This window comes from Stenotrophomonas sp. STEN009, assembly GCF_056760395.1.
This window is the reverse complement of sequence record NZ_JBRRES010000019.1, coordinates 23,698-38,051: the sequence shown is the minus strand read 5'-3', so window position 1 is coordinate 38,051 and position 14,354 is coordinate 23,698. Positions and strand designations below refer to the sequence as shown.

Here is a 14,354-nt window from a genome sequence, read left to right as displayed (position 1 = left end):
ACATGGCCGGGGCTTCTATTCTCTATTCGCGCGCGGCTCAGCCCGCATCCACCGCCAGCGCACCCAGCGCGCTGGCCTTGATGCGTTCCTTGGCCTTCTCGCAGGCGCCGTCGCAATGCAGGCGCGAGGCCTCCAGCTGCGGCGGCAGGTGCTCGGCCAGGAAATCGATGAACACGCGCACCGCCGGCAGCAGGCCGCGACGCGAGGCGAACACGGCGTGGCACACGCCCTGTGGCAGCGACCAGTCCGGCAGCACCACTTCCAGTTCGCCATTGCGCACGGCATCGGCGCACACGGTTTCCGGCAGCATGGTGATGCCGAAGCCGTCCTTCACCATGCTCTGCAGCAGCGGGAAGTCGAAGCCGGCCACGCGCGGCTGCAGGTCCACCCGGCGCACTTCGCCTTCCGGGCCATGCAGCTCCCAGCGCTGGCGCGCTTCGTCCTCGCTGATGCTGAGGGTGACGTGCTGGGTCAGCTCTTCCGGCTCCTTCGGGCGGCCGGCACGGTCCAGGTACTTCGGGCTGGCCACCAGCAGTTCCTGCACCTGGCCGAAGCTGCGCATCACCAGGCTGCCATCGTCGTCCAGGCGCGAGCGCACGCGCAGGGCCACGTCGTAGCCTTCGTTGATGATGTCCACGCGGCGGTTGCTGATGTTCAGCTGCAGCCGCACCTTCGGGTACTGCTCCAGGAACTTGGGCAGCAGCTTGGGCAGCTGCATCTGCGCCAACGACACCGGCACGCTGGCGCGGACCACGCCGCGCGGCTCCGCACTGAGGCGGTCCACCACTTCGCGTGCGGCCTGTGCTTCGGCCAGCATGGTCTGCGCGTGACGGTGCACGCTGGTGCCGACGTCGGTGACCGCGAAGCGGCGCGTGGAGCGCTGCAGCAGGCGCACGCCCAGGTCGGTCTCCAGCTGGCTGATACGGCGGCTCAGGCGCGACTTGGGGATGCCCAGCGCACGCTCGGCGGCGGCAAATCCGCCGTGGTCGACCACCATCGCGAAGTAGTACAGATCATTCAGGTCATGCATACCCGAGTTCCATATCTAGAACAATACGTGGCATTCAACCACCTTTATTCCGCCTTTGCAACAACCTATCGTTCTCTCCGTCGGCGGCAAACCCGCCCCCTCCTTCCAGAACATAGGTGACTGCCATGAAGCTTCTGCATCTCGACGCCAGCGTGCTTGGCGACAATTCCGTCTCCCGCCAGCTGTCGGCGGCGGTGGTGGCCCGGTTCAAGGACCAGATCGACGGCCTGCAGGTCGATTATCGCGATCTTGACGCCAATCCGGTACCGCATCTGCGCAGCAGCTCGCTGGCCAAGACCGATGCGGCCGAGGCGACCGATGCTGAACAGGTGATGCAGCAGTTCCTCGATGCCGATGTCGTGGTGATCGGCGCGCCGATGTACAACTTCAGCATCCCCTCCACCCTGAAGGCCTGGATCGACCGCGTGGCCGTGGCCGGCCGCACCTTCAAGTACACCGAGAATGGCCCGGTGGGTCTGGCCGGTGGCAAGCGGGTGATCATCGCCAGCAGCCGTGGCGGCATCTACACCGATTCGCCGGCCGACTTCCAGGAGCCGTTCCTGCGCCAGGTGTTCGCCTTCATGGGCATCAATGAGGTCGAGTTCGTGCGTGCCGAGGGCATCGCCTACTCGCCGCAGCACCGCGAAGACGCCATTGCCGGTGCACTGGCTGCACTGCCCTCGCATGAGGCGGCGGAAGCGGCAACGGCGTAACGCGTTCCAGCGTTCAGCGCCCCTCTCTCCTCGTCTGGGCGTTGAACGCGGGCCGGGATTCCCCTCCCCCCCCCCCCCCCCCCCCCCCCCGCGCCCCCCCTCGGGGGGTGGGGGGGGGGCCTGCCCCGCGGCGGAGACGGTACAGTGGGCCATGAACTACATCGTGACGACCACGCACCGCAGCGAATTCCCACACCCGATCACCCTGCTCCGCGGCCAGGCGCTGGTGGTGGGCGAGCGTTATGAAGGACCGGAGGGCTGGGAGGACTGGTTCCTGTGCCAGGCCGAGGGGCAGCAGTCTGGCTTCGTGCCAGCACCGGTGATCGGTCGCGATGCGCAGGGTGAAGCGTTTGCCACGGAGGATTACTGCGCGCGGGAACTGGATGTGAATCCGGGGCAGAGGCTGCGCGGGCTGCGCACACTGAATGGTTGGGCGTGGTGCATGCCCGAGGCGGGCGAAGCGGGATGGGTGCCGTTGGAGAAGGTGCGGGTTGTGGAGTGATCGCGGGGCTCATCCACGCAGGGCGTGGATGTAGCCGCATTGCAGATCCACGCCATGCGTGGATTCGGTGCCATGCAAGCATGGCACCCACCTGAGCCGGTTGTCAGGCGATGGTGTCCAGCCCACCCATGTACGGGCGCAGCGCTTCCGGCACGGTGATGCTGCCGTCGGCGTTCTGGTAGTTCTCCATCACCGCGATCATCGCGCGGCCGACCGCCACGCCCGAGCCGTTCAGGGTGTGCACCAGCTCGGGCTTGCCGGTGGCCGGGTTGCGCCAGCGCGCCTGCATGCGGCGGGCCTGGAAGTCACCACAGTTCGAGCACGAGGAGATCTCGCGGTAGGTTTCCTGCGACGGCAGCCAGACTTCCAGATCGTAGGTTTTCACCGCCGCGAAGCCCATGTCGCCGGTGCACAGCAGCACCTTGCGGTACGGCAGGCCCAGCTTTTCCAGCACGACTTCCGCACAGCGGGTCATGCGCTGGTGCTCGGCCTCGCTGTCTTCCGGCTGGCAGATCGAGACCAGCTCGACCTTCTCGAACTGATGCTGGCGGATCATGCCGCGCACGTCGCGGCCGCCGCTGCCCGCCTCGGCACGGAAGCACATCGAATGCGCGGTCATGCGCAGCGGCAGGCGCTCGGCATCGACGATCTCGTCGCGCACGATGTTGGTCAGCGGCACTTCCGAGGTGGGGATCAGGTAGCGCGTGGACTCGCCAACGGCCGTCTTGAACAGGTCATCCTCGAACTTCGGCAGCTGGCTGGTGCCGCGCAGCGATTCGGCGTTGACCAGCAGCGGTACGTTGGTTTCCTCGTAGCCGTGTTCGCCCGTGTGCAGATCGACCATGAACTGGGCCAGCGCACGGTGCAGGCGCGCGATCGGGCCGCGCAGCACGGTGAAGCGCGAACCGGACAGCTTGGCGGCGGTTTCGCCATCCAGCCAGCCGTTGCGGGCGCCCAGTTCGACGTGGTCCAGCACCTTGAAATCGAACTGGCGCGGGGTACCCCAGCGCGCCTGCTCGACGTTGTCGTTCTCGTCGGCACCGGCCGGTACGTCGTCGGCCGGAATGTTCGGAATACCCAGCGAGATTGCTTCGATCTTCTCGCGCAGCTCGTCCAGCGCCACTTCCGACGCCTTCAGTTCGTCGGCGAAGGCGGCGACCTCGGCCATGATGGCCGAGACGTCCTCGCCCTTGGCCTTGGCCTGGCCGATGGCCTTGGAGCGGCTGTTGCGCAGGCTCTGCAGCTCCTGGGTCCGCACCTGGATGCGCTTGCGATCGGCCTCCAGGGACTCCAGGGCAGACACGTCGAGCTCGAAGCCGCGGCTGGTGCGCAGGCGTTCGGCGAGGTCGGCGGGCTGGTGGCGGAGCAGGGCTGGATCAAGCATGGCAGGTGTCGTGGTGGGTGTCAGGACCGGGATTATCGCCTGTTATGCGGATTTCTGCCGCCCGGTTCATTCGGGCCGTGGCAGAATCGGGCTATTCCGTACTGGTCCGGTCCATGTCTGCACCCCGCTCGTCGTCCGCCAAGTCGTTCACTGTGCATATTCCGCGCAACGCCCTGAAGATCGCCGGCATCGCTTTCGGCGTGGGGGTGCTGCTGTTCGTGGTGGTCTGGCTGACCGGCCGCGACAAGGAATTCTTCCGCGCCGACCCTGCGGCACAGACGCCGCAGGAAACCGCCCAGGTGGAGCCTCTGCCGGAACCCCTGCCGGCGGCAGCCGGGTCCAGCGACATGCCCGACGCCAAGCCGGCGCCGGCACCGGAAGACGCCCCGAAGCTGGTGGAAACCGCTCCGCCCCCGCCGCCTGCAATGGCTGAACCGGTACCCGCTGCGCCCGGCACCGTGCCGGTCGCCGGTGGCGGCAGCCAGCCCATGCCGATCGCGGGCCAATCGCCGCCGCCGGCCTATCCAGCCGCCGCACTGCGTGCGGGCGAAACCGGCAGTGTGGTGGTGCGGGTAGAGGTGGACGCTACGGGCTATCCGAACAACGTCACCGTCATCCAGCGCAGCGGCTCGCGTGACCTGGACCGCGCAGCGACCGACGCGGTGCGCCGCTGGCGCTTCACCCCGGCGCAGAGCAACGGGCAGGCGGTGCCGGGCACCATTGAAGTGCCGTTCGACTTCAAGACGCAGTAACTGAACGCATACCGGAAGGCAAACTGAACCCTCCCGGTTGCGTTGACGCAACACTGACACTTTTCTTCGTGGCCTCGGGCAACACTCGGCACGTCGTCAACCGACGTAAGGAGTTTGCGATGACTGTCACCACCCATGAAGACCTTCATTCGCCGCAGATGCAGCAGGACGGTACGCCGCGCCGGGCCACATCGCCTTGGCTGTGGGTCGCGCTGATCGTGGCGATGTTCGCGGCCGCGCTGCTCTGGCTGCGCTATTCCGGACCGGATGAGGTGGCGCCTGCACCGGTCGGCGAGCGCATGCTGCCAGCCACTGAACAGACGCCTGTTGCCGAAACGGCACCACCTGCCGCACGACAGGCCACGCCGGCCACGAGCGAGCGCAAGGCAGTGCCGGCGGTACGCAACCGCGAGGCGCGCCCGCTCGCCAGCAACAGCAAGCCGGACTATCCGGCAGCTGCGCTTCGTAACGGTGTGCAGGGCAGCGTGATCGCCAGCCTTGATGTGGATACCCGCGGCAACGTCACCAATGCCGCGATCGTGTCGCGCAGTGGCGAACGCAGCCGTGACCTGGATCGTGCGGTCCTGCGCACGGTGCAGAACTGGAAGTTCCAGCCGGCCATGCAGGATGGCCGTGCTGTGGCCAGTGTGGTGCGGGTCCCGGTGGATTTCCGTACCGAGCAGCGTTGATCGCGGACGAGGGGTTCGTGATGTTCGACGGAGGCTTCGGCCTCCGTCATTTTATGCGGAAAAGCGTGCCAACCAAGGTTGGCACCTACCGGGCGATATGAGCGTGCCAACCAAGGTTGGCACCTACCGCGCAATGCGATCCGCCGGGCGTGGCCCGGCGGTTGCGGTGCAGGTCAGGCCAGGTTGAATCCGGCGCTACGTGCCAGGCCGTCGAAGTCTGGGAACGAGGTGGCCACGTTGGCGATGTCGTTGATCCGCACTTCGCCGTCGCTGATCTGGCCGGCAATGGCAAAGGCCATGGCGATGCGATGGTCGCCGTGGCTTTCGATGGTGCCGCTGCCCAGACGCGTGCCGCCATGCAGGGTCGCGCCGTCTTCGGTTTCATCCACCTGCATGCCCAGCGCGCGCAGGCCGGTGGCCATCGCTGCCAGGCGATCCGATTCCTTCACCCGCAACTCTGCTGCGCCGCTCACCACGGTCTTGCCTTCGGCGGCGGCGGCGGCGACGAACAGTGCCGGGAATTCATCGATCATGTCCGGCACCAGCGCTTCGGGAATGCGCGCGCCCTTCAGCGGCGCGTAGCGCACCACCAGGTCAGCGACCGGCTCGCCGCCCTGCTCGGCTGGATTTTCTTCGGTGATGTCCGCCCCCATCAGCCGCAGTGCATGCAGCAGGCCGGTGCGACGCGGGTTCAGGCCCACCTGCTTCAGGCGCAGCTCGGAGCCGGGAATGATGCTGGCGGCCACCAGGAAGAACGCTGCCGAGGAAAAATCGGCAGGCACCGCGATGTTGGTGGCACGCAGGCGCTGGCCACCGTGCAGGCGCGCCTTGCCCGGCGAGAACTCGATCTGCACGCCGAACGCGGACAGCATGCGCTCGGTGTAGTCGCGGGTGGGATGCGGTTCGACGACGCTGGTTTCGCCCTGTGCGTACAGGCCCGCCAGCAGCACCGCCGACTTGATCTGCGCGCTGGCCACCGGCGAGGTGAACGCGATGCCGTGCAGTGCCTGGCCACCATGCACGTGCAGCGGCGGCGTGCCATCGTCCTGGGTATCGATCTTCGCCCCCATCTGCGACAGCGGGCCGGTGACACGGCGCATCGGCCGGCCGGACAGCGATTCGTCGCCGATCAGGGTGCAGTCGAACGACTGCCCGGCCAGCAGGCCCGCCAGCAGGCGCATGCCGGTGCCGGCGTTGCCGCAGTCCAGCGCTGCGCTGGGCGCCTGCAGGCCATCGATGCCGACGCCGTGGACGATGCGCTGCGACGGGCTGGGGGTTTCGATGCGCACGCCCAGCTGGCTGAAGATGCGCGCGGTGGCGCGGGTGTCTTCGCCTTCCAGGAAACCCTCGATGTGAGAGGTGCCGTCAGCCAGCGCGGCAAACATCACCGAACGGTGCGAAACCGACTTGTCGCCGGGAATGGTGAGGCTGCCCTGCAGCGGCTGGCCCTTGCGGGCGATCCAGTGTTGCGCGTTGCTCATCGTTCGATCATTCCGTAGACGCCGGCGGGCCGGCGGTGCATCAAGGGGCGGTGGCCGCGGCCCCCGCGGCAGGCATCAGGGCACGGCCACCGGATAGGAGCCGAGGACCTTGATCTGCGCCGAGTGTGCTTCCAGTTCGGCCAGCGCGGCCTGCATCGGCGCGTCGTCGATGTGGCCGGCCAGGTCGATGAAGAAGCCGTACTCCCACTTGCCGTGGTGCGAAGGCCGCGACTCGATGCGGTTCATGCTGATGCCGTGCCGCGCGAACGGACTGAGCACGTCGAACAGCGCACCCGGCTTGTCATGGATGAAGACCAGCACCGAGGTACGGTCATGGCCGGAGGTCGGGAAGATGTTGCGGCCCACCACCAGGAAACGGGTGGTGTTGTCGGCATCGTTCTGGATCGGCTTGGTCACCACCTTCTTCAGGCCGTACACGTGGCCGGCACTTTCGCCACCGATGGCCGCCGCATCGTCGGCGTTGCGCGCGCGGCGTGCACCTTCGGCGTTGCTGGAGACCGGAATCTTCTCGGCCTTGGGCAGGTTGGCGCGCATCCACGCCGAGGTCTGCATGAACGACTGCGGGTGGCCGTAGACGCGTTCGATGTCCTCGATGCGGCCGCTGCGCGACATCAGGTACTGCTGCACGCGCAGTTCCACTTCGCCGCAGATCTTCAGGTTGGAGGTCAGGAACATGTCCAGGGTGATCTGGATGGTGCCCTGCCCCGAGTTCTCCACCGGCACCACGCCGAAATCGGCGTTGCCCGCTTCCACTTCCTGGAAGACTTCTTCGATGCTGGCCAACGGCAGGCCCAGCGCCGAGCGACCGAAATGCTTGAGCACGGCCTGCTGGCTGAAGGTGCCTTCCGGGCCGAGGTAGCCGATCTTCAATGGCTCCTGCTGGGCCAGGCAGGCCGACATGATCTCGCGATAGACGTGCACCAGCACTTCATCGCTGAGCGGGCCTTCATTGCGGTCCACCACCATGCGCAGCACCTGTGCTTCGCGCTCGGGGCGGTAGTAATCGACGGCGGCGGCAAGCTTGCCCTTGGCCTTGCCGACCTGGTGGGCGAACTGCGCGCGCTCGGCGATCAGGCGCTGGATGTCGCGGTCGATCTGGTCGATCTTCGAACGCACGTCGGCCAGTGCCAGCGGCGCCTGGGTGGGGGCCGGCGTCGATGCAGCCCTGGCCTTGGACGTGCCCTTGGACGCAGCGCTGTCCTTGGTCGGTGCGGCCTGCTTCGGCGCCTTCTTGCTGGATTTGCTTGCCATCGGAATTCCCTGTTGCGTGGGCACGCACCCGACGGTGCGCGCCGTTCATTGCTCAGCCGTAGCGCTGCTGGAACGCGGCCATGAAGGCGACCAGCGCCTCCGCACCCGCCAGCGGCATGGCGTTGTACAGCGAAGCACGGATGCCGCCGACCACCTTGTGACCCTTCAGCGCCAGCAGCCCGGCGGCCTTGGCCTCGGCGACGAAACGCGCATCGAGGTCGGCGTTGGGCAGGAAGAACGGGATGTTCATCCGCGAACGCGCCGCGTGCGCGACTTCATTGCGATAGAAGCCGCCGGACGCATCGATGGCGCCGTACACCAGCGCGGCCTTGGCCGCATTGCGCCGGGCGAACTCGGCCACGCCGCCTTCAGCCAGCATCCACTTGAACACCAGCCCCGCCAGGTACCAGTTCCAGGTGGGCGGGGTGTTGAGCATCGAGTCGCGCGCCACGTGCGAGCGGTAGTCGAAGATGTCCGCGCGCGGCTGGCCACTGCGCTCCAGCAGGTCGCGACGGATGATCATCACCGCGATGCCGACCGGGCCCAGGTTCTTCTGCGCGCCCGCGTAGATGACGCCGTAGCGGCGCACATCCAGCGGTTCGCTGGCGATGGACGAACTGAAATCGGCCACCAGCGGCACATCGCCGGTATCGGGCACGTCACGGAACTCGACGCCGTGGATGGTCTCGTTGGCGGTGATGTGCACATAGGCCGCATCGGGCGAAAGCTGCCAGGTGCTGCGCGCGGGCAGCTCGCGGTAGCCCCCGTCCTCGCTGCTGCCAGCGATGTTGACGTCCACATAGGGGCCGGCCTGCTTGACCGCCGTCCTGCCCCAGTGGCCGCTGACCACGTAGTCGGCACGCTGGCCGGGGCTTGCGAAATTCAGCGGGATCAACGCCTGCTGGGTGGTGGCGCCGCCGGACAGGAACAGCACGGCGTAGTCCTCGGGAATGTCGAGCAGGCGGCGCAGGTCCGCCTCGGCCTCGGCGGCGACGGACATGAATTCCGCACCGCGATGGCTCATTTCCACGATCGAGGCGCCGGTACCGTGCCAGTCCAGCATTTCCGCCTGCGCCTGGCGCAGGACCGATTCCGGCAAGGTTGCAGGGCCGGCACTGAAGTTGAACGCGCGCGTCATGTCACACCTGTGGGGCAAGATCCCTAGTATGCCGCAGTGCACCAGCCTTGCGGCCTTGCGCGGCAAGGGAAATTTGGTTTCATCGGAATCCATCGCCCGCGGCACTGCGCCGGCAGTCGCCGACCTGGGCCGGCGCCTGCCCGAAGCACGGAGACGACAGGCTCAGCGCGCGCCGAACCAGAGCAGCAGGCTGAGCAGCGCAGCCAGCAGCAGTGCGCTGACCAGCAGCCACGGCCAGCGGCGGACCCGGCGCGGAGGAAGGGGCTCGGCAGGCGCCCGTTCGGCCTCGTGGCTGGACTCATCCTCGGCCGCCAGCGGCCGCCGGCGCGGATCACGCGGCACTTCCAGCACGAAACGGTGCTGGCCATCGAATACCACCTGGTCGCCCGGCTGCAGCCAGCAGTGGCGCACGGCCACGCCGTTGACGCAGGTGCCATCGGCGCTGCCCAGGTCACGCAGCAGGACGCGATCGCCGTGCACTTCCACGCGCGCGTGCTGTTCGGCGAACGCCGGATCGTCGATGGCGATGTCGGCCTCGGTGCCGCGGCCGATCACGCGGGCGCGCGACAAGGTGAAACTGCGGCCATGGTGCAGGCCACCGACGCCCCGCAACAGGCGCTGCTCGTCGCCGGCATCCTCGCCGTCCGGTGACGGCGCCTGCAGCAGGCTCTCGGCTTCGCCCCGCAGGACCATTTCCACGCCATCGACATACACCGCATCGCCGGCGCGCAGCAGCGCCATGCGCCGTACCGGACGGCCGTTGACATGGATGCCGCGGATGCCGTTGCCGACCTGGAGCCAGAGGCCGCGATCATCCATGCAGAACTGCGCCAGCAGCAACGCGCCGTTGCCTGCTTCGCCCAGCCGCACGCTGCCGTTGGCATGGCGCACGATGCGTTGCACCCCGGGCCGCAGCGGCTGGTCGGGCTGTTGTTGTTGACTGAAGTGAACAAGCAGGTTCTGCACGCGGCGCAGCCTAGCAGGTTGGCCGGCATCGAAGAAGAACCCCGGATGAGCGCTTGGCGCGGACGCGATCGATGCGCACAATGCTCGCCCTCTCTGATCACCCCGCCCTGCGCCAGGAGCCTGCATGTCCACCATCGATGTCCGCCACGCCCACGCCCTGCCCGACGCACAGGCGCGCGAGGCGATCGAACAGGTTGCCGCCAAGCTGGCCGAGCGCTTTGGCCTGAAGTCCTCGTGGAGCGCCGATGTGCTGAATTTCTCCGGCAGCGGCGTGGACGGCGCGATCGAGCTGCAGCCGGGCGCCGTGCGGGTGACCGCCAAGCTCGGCTTCCTGCTGTCGGCAATGAAAGGCATGGTCGAAAGCGAAATCCAGCGCGTGCTGAAGGAAAAGCTGGGCTGAACCACGACAGCGGCCGTCACGGCCCTGCAACGGCGGCGCGCGCTACTCTCGGGGCAGGTCCAACTCCCACGGGAAGTGCGATGAACCGCTACGAAAACGACGACCGCCGCGACGACGACGCCACCTTTGGTGAACAGGCCGGACGCTTCTCACGCAAGCTGAGCCATTCGGCCCAGCAGGTCTGGCTGGCCGGACTGGGTGCGCTGGGCCGGGCACAGGCCGAAGGCAGCCGTTTCTTCGATGGGCTGGTGAAGGAAGGCGAGGCCTGGGAGGCCCGCCGCCGTGAGCGCGCCAGCGAGCAGGGCCCGGGATGGCGCGACAACGTCGAGTCCTCGCTGGATGAGGCGCGCGAGAAGGCCTCGGGCACCTGGAACAAGGTCGAAAAGGCCTTCGACGACCAGGTGCAGGGCGTGCTCAAGCGCCTGCATGTGCCCACCGCCGACGAGCTCACCGCGCTGGAGGCACGCCTGGACGCCCTGCATGCGCGCCTGGCCAAGCTGGAGACGCGGGCGGCCTCGGGCAGCGATGCGCCGGCGCCGGGCAGCCACCAGTCGCCGGGCAGCGTGCCCTGACGATGGATTGTTGCAATGCAATAAAATTTGCCTGACAATCGCGAGCAACCCGCCAATCGCTTCGCCTGCCGTTTGTTCCCTCCCCTCACGGCTTCAGGATTGGCGGGTTTTTCGTGCCTGCGGAACGCCGATCTGAGCGTTCCATCACGCTTGCTGTGGGGAACGTCCTGACCCTGCCAGGCAGTGCGCGCTTTACACTGTCTGCTTCCGTTTTCGCCCCTTCCGCGCTCTCCCTGCATGCTTCCCTGGATTCTGGCCCTGCTGTCGGCCCTGCTTATCTGCTCCCTGGCCGTCGTTCACCTGTGGTGGATCAAGCGGCGGCAGAAGGAGATGCAACTGGGCCTGCAGGCCTTGGCCGGCATGCACTGGCGGGAGTTCTCCGCGCTGGTCAAGCGGATGCTGCGCGAGCAGCGCGGCCTGCGCGAACTGGAGGTTCCTGCCGAGGATGCCCGCGAGCCCAGCAGCGATTTCCTGCTCAGCGATGGCCCCAATACCTGGCGGGTGTCCTGCAAGCATGGCCTGGCCTATCGCATCGGTACCGCTGCGGTGAACGAACTGGGCGCGGCAGCGCGGCTGGCCGGGGCCAAGGGCGGCGTGCTGATCACCGAAGGCCGGATCCAGCGCGATGGCCGTAGTGCCGCCGAGCTGCAGGCCGTGGAGGTGCTGGACGGCCCGCGCCTGTGGCCATTGCTGCAGCCCTATCTGCCGGCCGACATCGATGCGCGCGTGCGCGCCACTGCACGCCACGAGGCCCTGCGTCGCATCGCCATTGCCGCGTTGGCCTCGGTAACCGTCGGCCTGCTGGTCGGCCTCGGCCTGCAGGGCCTGCACCTGGCGTCACCGGCGCCGCAGGCGGTGACCGCCCCTGCCTCCGCCGACATCGCCGCCGCGGCGCCTGCCGCTGTCTCCCAGGCGCCCGCACCGGCAGCGGCAGCGCCTGCTGCTGCCGTTTCCACGCCGGCAGACGATGGCCACAGCGACCCCAACCCGGATATGGCGACCCTTGACCGCTACCAGGCGGATCTGGCCCGGGCGCTGGCTGGCCAGCCCGGCATTGCCAGCGGCGTCTGGCTGACCCGGCAGACCCTGGCGATCAACCGCACCGGCGAACTTGACGATGTGTGGCCGCGCGTCTGCACACAGGTCCTGCGCTACCCCGCGCTGCGCACGGTGCGCGTGCAGCTCAATGCCCGCCCCGGCGTGGATGAGCCGGTGCGCTGGCGGCAGTGCGCGACGTATTGATCTGAACGCGCGGAAGCGTGCGCGCTAGCGCGCGCCGGGCGCGAAGCGGGCCACCAGATCCCAGGCGTCGCCGAGGAACACCTGGCGCACGCGGGTGATGGGCTGTTCGCCCCGCCAGGTCAGGCGTTCGATCACCAGGCAGGCGGTGCCCGGCTTCACGTCCAGCAGGCGGGCAGACGCCGTGTCCGCACCCCACGCGCTGATGCGGTGCTGCGCCCGGGTCCAGGACACGTTCTGCAGCAGCCAGCTGCCCGGCGCGGTGGTGCTGAAGTCCACCTCCAGCACCTCCGGTACACCCACCGGGCTGATCAACCGGTGCTCCAACGCCAGCGGGCGGCCGTCGGCCAGATGCAGACAGCGCATCGCCAGCAGCATTTCACTGCCGGCCAGCTCCACTTCACCGGCATTGCCGGCGTCGGCCAGGCGCAGCTCGCGCTGCAGCAGCCGGTACCCGTACTGGTGGCCACGCGAGCCGACCTCCATCGCGATGTCCGGAATCTCCAGCGCCACCTGTTCCAGATGCGGTGGCTGCCGGGCGACGAACGAACCGGCCCGGCGGCGACGCTCGATCATGCCGCTCTCGGCCAGCGCGGTCAGCACCTTGTTGACGGTCATCCGCGAGCAGCCGTACTGCTCCATCAGTTCGTGCTCATAGGGGATGCGGAAACCCGGCGCCCACTCTCCGCTGAGAATGCGGCTTTCCAGGTCGCTGCGGATGCGCTGGTTGAGCGTGGCGGACTTGCTGGCCTTCACGTGACAGGTCTCGATGGCGGGAAGCGATCAGCCCAGCACGCCGCGCAGGGCGGTAGCGAAGGCGGTGGTGATCGCCTCGCGCTGGAGGTGGCGGCCTTCGGCCACGCATTGGCGGCCATTGCGCCAGACCGATCGCAGCGCGCCATTACGTGCGGCGAACACCCAGCTGTCAAGCCATGCGTCATCCCGTCGCGCCTGCAGCGCGGGGTGTGCGGCGTCCAGTTCGAGCAGGTCGGCACTGGCCCCGACCTGCAGACCTGCGGCCACACCCAACGCCTGTGCGCCGCCGTGCAGCGCGCCCTCGAACAGGAATCTGCTGCTGCTGCGGCTGGCATCGGCAGCCAGCACGTTGCGCCCGCGCAGCGCCAGGCGTTGGCCGTATTCGAGCAGGCGCAGTTCCTCGGCCGCATCGATCAGCACGTTGGAATCGGACCCCACGCCAAAGCGCCCGCCTTCGCGTGCGAACGCCTGCATCGGGAACAGGCCATCCCCCAGATTGGCTTCGGTGATCGGGCACAGGCCGGCGACGGCCCGGCTGGCGACGATGGAGGCGCGCTCGTCATCGGATATGTGGGTGGCGTGCACCAGGCACCAGCGAGCGTCCACCTCGGTGTGCGCGTACAGCCACTGCACGGGACGCTGTCCACTCCACGCCAGGCAGGCGTCGACTTCGCGCACCTGCTCGGCGATGTGGATGTGCACCGGGCCCTCGTTCAACGGCAGCAGTGCTGCCAGTTCATCGCCGGTGACGGCCCGCAGACTGTGCGGGGCGATGCCCAGCACCGCATCGGGCAACGCGGCCAGCGCAGCACGGGCACCCTCCAGCAGCCGCGCAAAACCGTCCACGTCGTGAATCAGCCGACGCTGGGCCGGGTTCGGCGCTGCACCACCGAAATCGGCGTGGGCATAGAACACCGGCAGCAGGGTCAGGCCGATGCCGGTCTGTGCCGCGGCTGCGGCAATACGTGCACTCATCTCGGCCCGGTCGGCGTAGGGCCGCCCCTCCGTATCGTGGTGCAGGTAATGGAACTCGCCGACACGGGTGAAGCCGCTTTCCAGCATCTCCATGTATGCCTGGGCAGCGATGGCCTGCACTGCGTCCGGGCGCAGGCGGGCAAGGAAGCGGTACATCAGTTCGCGCCAGCTCCAGAAACTGTCGCCGTCGCCGCCCCCGATCTCGGTCAGGCCGGCCATGCCGCGCTGGAACGCATGGCTGTGCAGGTTCGGCAGGCCCGGCACCAGGATGCCGACCCGGGCATCCCCATCCTGCGCGGGCTGCCCCACGTCGATCGCGGCGATGCGCCCCGCCTGCACCTGCAGGCGGACATCGCGGGCCCAGCCATCGGCGAGCAGCGCGTGGGCGGCATGGAAACAGGACGGGGAACGCGAATCGGACATGGCTGGACAACCCGAAATGGACACCTATATTGTATAGACATATAAGCACAGCCGCAGTGTGG

Annotated in this window: 15 protein-coding genes; 7 read left to right on the top strand and 8 right to left on the bottom strand. The window is 68.0% G+C overall.

Going from position 1 to position 14,354, the window contains the following annotated elements; genetic code table 11:
* Positions 1-37: 37 nt before the first annotated feature.
* The gene (locus ACVOMM_RS10685; RefSeq protein WP_053520355.1) at positions 38-1,030 is read right to left on the bottom strand and encodes a LysR family transcriptional regulator; all 993 of its coding nucleotides are present in this window, start codon (positions 1,028-1,030) and stop codon (positions 38-40) included.
* A 125-nt stretch (positions 1,031-1,155) separates the two neighbouring features.
* On the opposite strand from ACVOMM_RS10685, the gene ACVOMM_RS10680 reads away from it, so the two are divergent.
* Entirely contained in the window at positions 1,156-1,743 is a 588-nt protein-coding gene (locus tag ACVOMM_RS10680; protein WP_065176020.1) for an FMN-dependent NADH-azoreductase, read from the top strand.
* Between the two features lie 151 nt (positions 1,744-1,894).
* On the top strand, positions 1,895-2,245 hold the full coding sequence (locus ACVOMM_RS10675) for an SH3 domain-containing protein (RefSeq protein WP_481526217.1): 351 nt from the start codon (positions 1,895-1,897) through the stop codon (positions 2,243-2,245).
* A 103-nt stretch (positions 2,246-2,348) separates the two neighbouring features.
* On the opposite strand, the gene serS is transcribed toward ACVOMM_RS10675, so the two are convergent.
* Positions 2,349-3,629: a serine--tRNA ligase gene (serS, locus tag ACVOMM_RS10670; RefSeq protein ID WP_283219158.1), complete on the bottom strand. Its 1,281-nt coding sequence runs from the start codon at positions 3,627-3,629 to the stop codon at positions 2,349-2,351.
* A 113-nt stretch (positions 3,630-3,742) separates the two neighbouring features.
* Here serS and ACVOMM_RS10665 point away from each other — a divergent pair, with 113 nt between their 5' ends.
* Positions 3,743-4,381 carry an energy transducer TonB gene (locus ACVOMM_RS10665; RefSeq protein ID WP_481526216.1) on the top strand — a complete coding sequence of 213 codons (639 nt, stop codon included), beginning with the start codon at positions 3,743-3,745 and terminating at the stop codon, positions 4,379-4,381.
* A 119-nt stretch (positions 4,382-4,500) separates the two neighbouring features.
* Positions 4,501-5,070, top strand: coding sequence for an energy transducer TonB (locus tag ACVOMM_RS10660; protein ID WP_053515518.1), 570 nt, complete (start codon positions 4,501-4,503; stop codon positions 5,068-5,070).
* Between the two features lie 173 nt (positions 5,071-5,243).
* Here ACVOMM_RS10660 and aroA read toward each other — a convergent pair whose 3' ends face one another.
* The 4 genes from aroA to ACVOMM_RS10640 all read right to left on the bottom strand — a co-directional run bounded on the left by aroA (position 5,244) and on the right by ACVOMM_RS10640 (position 9,927).
* Entirely contained in the window at positions 5,244-6,551 is a 1,308-nt protein-coding gene (gene aroA / locus ACVOMM_RS10655) for a 3-phosphoshikimate 1-carboxyvinyltransferase (protein ID WP_128987791.1), read from the bottom strand.
* Positions 6,552-6,626: 75 nt separating this feature from the next.
* Positions 6,627-7,823, bottom strand: a complete 1,197-nt coding sequence (gene pheA, locus ACVOMM_RS10650) for a prephenate dehydratase (protein ID WP_180876859.1) — start codon at positions 7,821-7,823, stop codon at positions 6,627-6,629.
* Between the two features lie 52 nt (positions 7,824-7,875).
* On the bottom strand, positions 7,876-8,961 hold the full coding sequence (serC, locus tag ACVOMM_RS10645) for a 3-phosphoserine/phosphohydroxythreonine transaminase (RefSeq protein WP_460255840.1): 1,086 nt from the start codon (positions 8,959-8,961) through the stop codon (positions 7,876-7,878).
* Between the two features lie 162 nt (positions 8,962-9,123).
* Entirely contained in the window at positions 9,124-9,927 is an 804-nt protein-coding gene (locus ACVOMM_RS10640; protein WP_065176024.1) for an FHA domain-containing protein, read from the bottom strand.
* A gap of 124 nt (positions 9,928-10,051) precedes the next feature.
* Between ACVOMM_RS10640 and ACVOMM_RS10635 the strand changes: the two genes are divergently transcribed.
* The 3 genes from ACVOMM_RS10635 to ACVOMM_RS10625 all read left to right on the top strand — a co-directional run bounded on the left by ACVOMM_RS10635 (position 10,052) and on the right by ACVOMM_RS10625 (position 12,141).
* Entirely contained in the window at positions 10,052-10,327 is a 276-nt protein-coding gene (locus tag ACVOMM_RS10635) for a polyhydroxyalkanoic acid system family protein (RefSeq protein WP_053515509.1), read from the top strand.
* 80 nt (positions 10,328-10,407) lie between these two features.
* The gene (locus ACVOMM_RS10630; RefSeq protein WP_481526215.1) at positions 10,408-10,899 is read left to right on the top strand and encodes a phasin family protein; all 492 of its coding nucleotides are present in this window, start codon (positions 10,408-10,410) and stop codon (positions 10,897-10,899) included.
* 237 nt (positions 10,900-11,136) lie between these two features.
* Positions 11,137-12,141: a restriction endonuclease gene (locus ACVOMM_RS10625; RefSeq protein ID WP_053515506.1), complete on the top strand. Its 1,005-nt coding sequence runs from the start codon at positions 11,137-11,139 to the stop codon at positions 12,139-12,141.
* A gap of 24 nt (positions 12,142-12,165) precedes the next feature.
* Here ACVOMM_RS10625 and hutC read toward each other — a convergent pair whose 3' ends face one another.
* Together hutC and ACVOMM_RS10615 are read right to left on the bottom strand one after the other, a co-directional pair.
* Positions 12,166-12,894 (bottom strand): histidine utilization repressor, encoded by a 729-nt coding sequence (hutC, locus tag ACVOMM_RS10620; RefSeq protein WP_053515504.1) that lies wholly within the window; start codon positions 12,892-12,894, stop codon positions 12,166-12,168.
* 27 nt (positions 12,895-12,921) lie between these two features.
* Complete coding sequence (locus ACVOMM_RS10615) at positions 12,922-14,292, bottom strand: formimidoylglutamate deiminase (protein ID WP_481526214.1); 1,371 nt, start codon at positions 14,290-14,292, stop codon at positions 12,922-12,924.
* Positions 14,293-14,354: the final 62 nt, after the last annotated feature.

Bases quoted from the DNA above. Each gene is read 5' to 3' on its own strand.
- serS (WP_283219158.1), bottom strand. From the start codon at position 3,629: ATGCTTGATCCAGCCCTGCTCCGCCACCAGCCCGCCGACCTCGCCGAA.
- ACVOMM_RS10660 (WP_053515518.1), top strand. From the start codon at position 4,501: ATGACTGTCACCACCCATGAAGACCTTCATTCGCCGCAGATGCAGCAG.
- ACVOMM_RS10685 (WP_053520355.1), bottom strand. From the start codon at position 1,030: ATGCATGACCTGAATGATCTGTACTACTTCGCGATGGTGGTCGACCAC.
- aroA (WP_128987791.1), bottom strand. From the start codon at position 6,551: ATGAGCAACGCGCAACACTGGATCGCCCGCAAGGGCCAGCCGCTGCAG.
- ACVOMM_RS10680 (WP_065176020.1), top strand. From the start codon at position 1,156: ATGAAGCTTCTGCATCTCGACGCCAGCGTGCTTGGCGACAATTCCGTC.
- serC (WP_460255840.1), bottom strand. From the start codon at position 8,961: ATGACGCGCGCGTTCAACTTCAGTGCCGGCCCTGCAACCTTGCCGGAA.
- ACVOMM_RS10665 (WP_481526216.1), top strand. From the start codon at position 3,743: ATGTCTGCACCCCGCTCGTCGTCCGCCAAGTCGTTCACTGTGCATATT.
- ACVOMM_RS10615 (WP_481526214.1), bottom strand. From the start codon at position 14,292: ATGTCCGATTCGCGTTCCCCGTCCTGTTTCCATGCCGCCCACGCGCTG.
- ACVOMM_RS10630 (WP_481526215.1), top strand. From the start codon at position 10,408: ATGAACCGCTACGAAAACGACGACCGCCGCGACGACGACGCCACCTTT.
- ACVOMM_RS10675 (WP_481526217.1), top strand. From the start codon at position 1,895: ATGAACTACATCGTGACGACCACGCACCGCAGCGAATTCCCACACCCG.
- ACVOMM_RS10635 (WP_053515509.1), top strand. From the start codon at position 10,052: ATGTCCACCATCGATGTCCGCCACGCCCACGCCCTGCCCGACGCACAG.
- pheA (WP_180876859.1), bottom strand. From the start codon at position 7,823: ATGGCAAGCAAATCCAGCAAGAAGGCGCCGAAGCAGGCCGCACCGACC.
- ACVOMM_RS10625 (WP_053515506.1), top strand. From the start codon at position 11,137: ATGCTTCCCTGGATTCTGGCCCTGCTGTCGGCCCTGCTTATCTGCTCC.